The 5424-nt window shown below is 36.0% G+C and carries 5 protein-coding genes; 3 read left to right on the top strand and 2 right to left on the bottom strand.

The annotated features are described in order from the left end of the window. Positions 1-192: 192 nt before the first annotated feature. On the bottom strand, positions 193-666 hold the full coding sequence (gene rnhA, locus F6K22_RS30260) for a ribonuclease HI (protein WP_293106740.1): 474 nt from the start codon (positions 664-666) through the stop codon (positions 193-195). 186 nt (positions 667-852) lie between these two features. Between rnhA and F6K22_RS30255 the strand changes: the two genes are divergently transcribed. From F6K22_RS30255 to sppA, 3 genes are all read left to right on the top strand, one after another. Next, a complete protein-coding gene (locus F6K22_RS30255; protein WP_293106737.1) occupies positions 853-984 on the top strand; it encodes a hypothetical protein in 132 nt (43 codons plus the stop codon). A 108-nt stretch (positions 985-1092) separates the two neighbouring features. Then, positions 1093-2130, top strand: coding sequence for a type 2 isopentenyl-diphosphate Delta-isomerase (fni, locus tag F6K22_RS30250; RefSeq protein ID WP_293106734.1), 1038 nt, complete (start codon positions 1093-1095; stop codon positions 2128-2130). Positions 2131-2761: 631 nt separating this feature from the next. Beyond that, positions 2762-4588: a signal peptide peptidase SppA gene (gene sppA, locus F6K22_RS30245; protein ID WP_293106731.1), complete on the top strand. Its 1827-nt coding sequence runs from the start codon at positions 2762-2764 to the stop codon at positions 4586-4588. Positions 4589-4899: 311 nt separating this feature from the next. Here sppA and F6K22_RS30240 read toward each other — a convergent pair. Then, positions 4900-5424: hypothetical protein (locus F6K22_RS30240; protein WP_293106728.1), on the bottom strand; the 525-nt coding region annotated here is incomplete at its 5' end.

Below are 5424 nucleotides of genomic sequence, written 5' to 3'. Positions count from 1 at the left end.
GCTATTGACTGATTGATTAAAAAACGAGTTAGCAAATGTGATTAGTATTAGCGTTTAACTGAATCTTGCTCCAACTAAGCTTTAAATTATTACAGACTTATTGGATATAAATCAACAGGGTTATTGCTATAACCCATTTTTTTCTGTAGTAACAAAATTCTATTTATTTAATCATAATTCCTGTAATTTTACTTAGTTATAACCAAGGTCTGACAGTAAATCTACTTGTTGAGAAGCTTTTACTGCTAATTTATCACAACACTCATTTTCTATATTTCCAGAATGACCCCGTACCCAAGAAAATTCAACTTGATGTTTATCGCATAAATCTAATAATTTTCCCCATAGATCGGGATTCATTGCTTTATCTTTTTTATTCCGTTTCCAACCATTAGCTCGCCAACGTTTTGCCCAACCTTTTGTAACAGCATCAACGATATATTTAGAGTCAGTATATAGAGTAACTATAGAAGGAAATTCTAGTTGTTCTAATCCTACTATTGCTGCCATTAATTCCATGCGGTTATTAGTAGTTAATTTATAACCTCCAGATAATTCTTGGCGTTTTTTACCATACAAAAGAACAATACCATAACCACCAGGACCGGGATTTCCACTACAAGCACCATCAGTATAGATAGTAATTTCGGCTTTTTTTTCTGTCATTTTAGTTCCTTTTTATTATAGTAAATTGGCTCTAAAGAATAATAGAGTAATACGGTGGTCAAGCACATCAGGTAGATAGTAGCTCAAGTAACTACTATACTTTTAACAAATAGTATAGATATCCACTACTACTATTACTATATTTCTGTGATTTCTGATTTACTGGTTCAGTTTATAGAAATAAAAATGAACAATCAATATACAGAGTTTACTGAGTATTACGATTTGTGGGTTACTTCTGGTTACTACAACTATCAAGATATTACTAAGGAAGCAAACTCAATGTTTACTTTAAATAAAAATATTTATTTTGCATAAGTCCTATTCAATTATCTAAAATGGTAATGCCCAATCTACTAATTACAGTATATTGAAATAGATAAGTTTTTTGATGAACTTCTGACTGAACTTGTAATTACAAAACTGATGAACTCAATCTCACAAACTCAATCTCGCAAAGCAGACCATCTACGAATCTGCTTAGAATCAGATGTCCAATTTAACAACACGACCAATGGGTTAGACCGCTACCGTTTTACCCATTGCTGTTTACCAGAATTGAACCGCAGTGAAATAGATATAACAACAAAATTTCTAGGGAAGCAACTCGGTGCGCCATTATTAATATCTTCGATGACAGGTGGCACTGAACAAGCCAAAATGATTAATTATCGTTTAGCCAAAGTTGCCCAACACTATAAAATAGCTATGGGAGTTGGTTCGGAACGAGTGGCCGTAGAAAACTCCCAGGTAGCTGATACTTTTGCTGTGCGATCGCTTGCTCCTGATATCCTCCTTTTTGCTAACTTAGGAGCTGTCCAATTAAATTATGATTATGGTATTGACCAGTGCCAACAAGCGATTGATATTTTACAGGCAGATGCCCTAATTTTACATCTCAATCCTCTCCAAGAGTGCATTCAGACTGAAGGTGATACTAATTTCCAAGGTATTCTTGACAAAATATCAAAATTATGCTACTTACTTCCAGTGCCAGTAATTGCTAAAGAAGTAGGTAATGGCATTTCTAGGAAAATGGCTGAAAAACTAATTGATGCAGGAGTAGCAGCTATTGATGTTGCGGGAGCTGGAGGGACTTCTTGGGCGAAAATTGAAGGTGAACGGGCTAAAGATGCTCGTCAGCGTAGGTTAGGAAATACTTTTGCTAATTGGGGTTTACCCACAGCAGAATGTATTAGTGCTATCCGTAGTCTAAACTCAGAGATTCCTCTAATTGCTTCTGGAGGTTTACGAAATGGCTTAGACGTGGCAAAGGCGATCGCTCTCGGTGCAGACTTAGGTGGATTAGCTTGGCCATTTCTCCAAGCAGCAGTTGAATCAGAAGAATCTCTAAATTTATTAGTAGATATATTAATTGCAGAAATAACTACAGTTCTATTTTGTACAGGTAATGCCAATTTATTGGAACTGAAAAAATCTCGAACTTTGGAAAAATTAACATAAAAACAAAGTATTAGTTATGGCATCAATTCAACAATTAAAAAATTAAAAAATTAAAAGTGCTTTGTTGTTGTAGGTAATCTCAAACCAGAATAGAAATTTAAGTTCCTACTAGCAAATACTCTTGAGTTATTATCTCTGAGGAGTCAGGAGTCAGGAGGCGCGGAGTTAGGAGAAAGAAAGGATTTGAATAGCATGAATTTTTAAATTCATATTCAATAGAACATCTTTCAATAATTAATAATTAATAATTAATAATTAATAATTACCTCTTCTTATAACAGATAGGATTGGCGCTCAAGGAATTTTTTTCTTTTTTCTCCATAAATGGAGAGGCTTTATACCTTAATTTTCCGGTAAGTTGAGGAAGTAATTTTGCGATTACCGTATAACCGGATTTTATATTACAGGGGACGTTAGTAATAGAAATTAAATTAGGTAGTCCTAACTATTTCATTAATTATCAATTATCCATTATCCATTATCCATTAATGAAGACTATCTGAAAAGTTGTAGTAATTTAAAATTTAATTCATTCAGTAGATTTGGCAAAGTTTTTTATATTTTTTAGTTACGATAAATATAAACTAATACCATTAGTTAGTTTCCCACATTAGCAACTACTACTAGAAAAATGAAGGATTTCTTCAAATACACCTTTGCCAGTCTAATTGGCAGCATACTAGGAATTACTCTAATTATCGGTTTCGGATTTGGCGGATTAATATTTTTTGTCGTTTCCATCGCCAGCAAAACCAAAGATGTAGGTCCACAAGTTCAAGACAAATCAATCTTAGTCTTCGACCTCGCTACTAATATTGCAGATACTCGACCCATCTCCTCCACTGGGGAAGCACTCCAAGAAGCTTTATCCAGCGACCAACCAACAACCATTACCCTCCGAAAAGCAATTAATAGTCTCAATGTTGCCGCCCAAGATCAAAAAATAATCGGCATTTACATCAAAGGTAGCAACACTCCAGGAGCAACAGGATTAGCAAATCTACAAGAAATACGGCAAGCACTTCAACGGTTCCGAGAAACTGGCAAAACTATCATTGCTTATGATATGGACTGGACAGAAAGAGAATATTATCTAGGTTCTGTAGCAGATGAAATTGTGATTAATCCTTTGGGTGCTGTAGAATTCAATGGTTTAAGTTCCCAGACTATGTTCTTGAGTGGTGCGTTAGATAAATTTGGCATCGGAGTTCAGGTAACAAGAGTGGGTAAATATAAGTCTGCTGTTGAACCTTTTATCCTAGAAAAAATGAGTCCGGAGAACCGACAGCAAACTCTTCAATTATTACAGAATATATGGGGTCAATATCTACAAGCAATCGCTACAAGTCGAAAGTTAACAACACGGAAGTTACAGGATATCGCTAATAATCAGGGTATATTGATGGCGAATACCAGTTTAGAAACTAAGTTAGTAGATAGAGTAGCTTACTACGATGAAGTTCTGACAAAACTTAAACAACTAACTGGCAAAGAAGAGAACGATAAAACTTTCACACAAATTAGTCTTAACAACTATGGCAAACTACCAAAAGTTGCAGAAACTCTCAGTAGGAATGTAAAAAGCAAAAATAAAATTGCTGTAGTTTACGCTGAAGGAGAAATAGTTAATGGTGCTGGTACTCCCAGACAGGTAGGGGGCGATCGTCTAGCACGAGAATTGCGACGACTACGACTTGACGAGAAAGTGAAGGCGGTGGTGTTGCGAGTTAATAGTCCAGGAGGAAGTGCATCAGCATCAGAAGTGATTGGTAGGGAAGTCAAGCTTATTAGTAAGGAAAAACCTGTGATTGTATCTATGGGTAATATAGCTGCTTCTGGTGGATACTGGATTTCTATGAATGCAGATAAAATAGTTGCTGAACCTACTACTGTTACTGGTTCGATAGGCGTTTTTGGTGTGTTGTTCAATGTTCAAGAACTAGCTAATGAAAATGGGATTACTTGGGATGTGGTGAAAGTTGGTGAGTTTGCAGATTTGAATTCTAATTTTCGTCCTAAAACTGAAGCAGAGTTAGCTTTGATTCAAAAGATGGTCGATTCAATTTACGAGCGGTTTATTACAAATGTGGCAACTTCTCGTAAGTTATCAAAGGAAAAAGTGGCGGAAATTGCTCAAGGTAGAGTTTGGTCTGGTGCTGATGCTCAAGAGTTAGGTTTGGTTGATGAGATTGGTGGGATAGAAGTTGCTATTAAAGTTGCTGCGGAAAAAGCTGAACTGGGAGATAGTTGGAAAGTTGAGGAATATCCTAAGTCTCGTAGTTTGGAGCAACGGATTTTCCGCAGTCTTTCTGGTGTGGAAGTTGGTGTATCTAATACTCCTTTAGATCCGCTAACAGCAGAATTTAAAAAGTTACAGGAGGAGTTAGCCAGTTTGAGAGCAATGAACGATCCTTATGGGATTTATACTCGTTTACCATTTAATCTGAGAATTGATTAATTGAGGAGTCAGAAGTCAGTAGGGTGCTGTTTCGCTGCGCGACATGAAAAGCGATGGCGTAACGCACCCAAAGGCAGACAAATTACTCCCCTACCCCCCCTCCCCTACTCCCCTACTCCTTAAGTTGTGTTGCTGAACTAAGGGATGAATCTTTGCAGAAAAGGTAAATCCCAGCTTTTACTTCCTCTTTCTCTAAAAAAATAATTCCAATGCGCAAATATGCAACGCCCCTTAAGTTGTGTTGGGTTTCGTTCCTCAACCCAACCTACAACTAGATATGTGATATGTAAAGAAAACGAAGGTTTTATTATTCAATACGCTGAAAAAATTACACTGTAACCTTGACGCTTATTAGGATATTCAAGCTTTCCTCTTGCTGTTCTAGAGCTTATACATTTACCTTCACCTTGAAGTGTTGTACCTGAAACATCATAGTAATAATCAAACTTCCATTTATCATTTTCATAACTAATTTGAAATTTTACAGGATCGGGAAAACGGGGGGAATATTGAGTAGCATCTTGTGTTAGCAGGACTTTGTTTATATCTGTATTTCCAGGGTATTGATGATTAAGAAGATACACTTTCGCTTTTACTACTCCAGGTATGTTTACATCTAATTCTTGAACTAACCCAAATTCTATGTGTTTATCATCTCCACGACGATATTTGTATTCAATTTTTTGACCTTGCTTGAATAAAAGTTTACAATTTATCGGACAATATCGGTTAACAATTGGAATTGAGCATCTGATATTTGGAAAAATTAAAGCAACAATAGCAACAATAAGACTAGCGCCTGCGATAGCCAAATTTACATTTTCCTTAGTCCAACA

Origin of the sequence: Okeania sp. SIO2F4, from assembly GCF_010672385.1 — a bacterium.
Taxonomy (GTDB): domain Bacteria; phylum Cyanobacteriota; class Cyanobacteriia; order Cyanobacteriales; family Microcoleaceae; genus Trichodesmium.
This window is presented reverse-complemented; position numbering and strand designations above follow the sequence as displayed.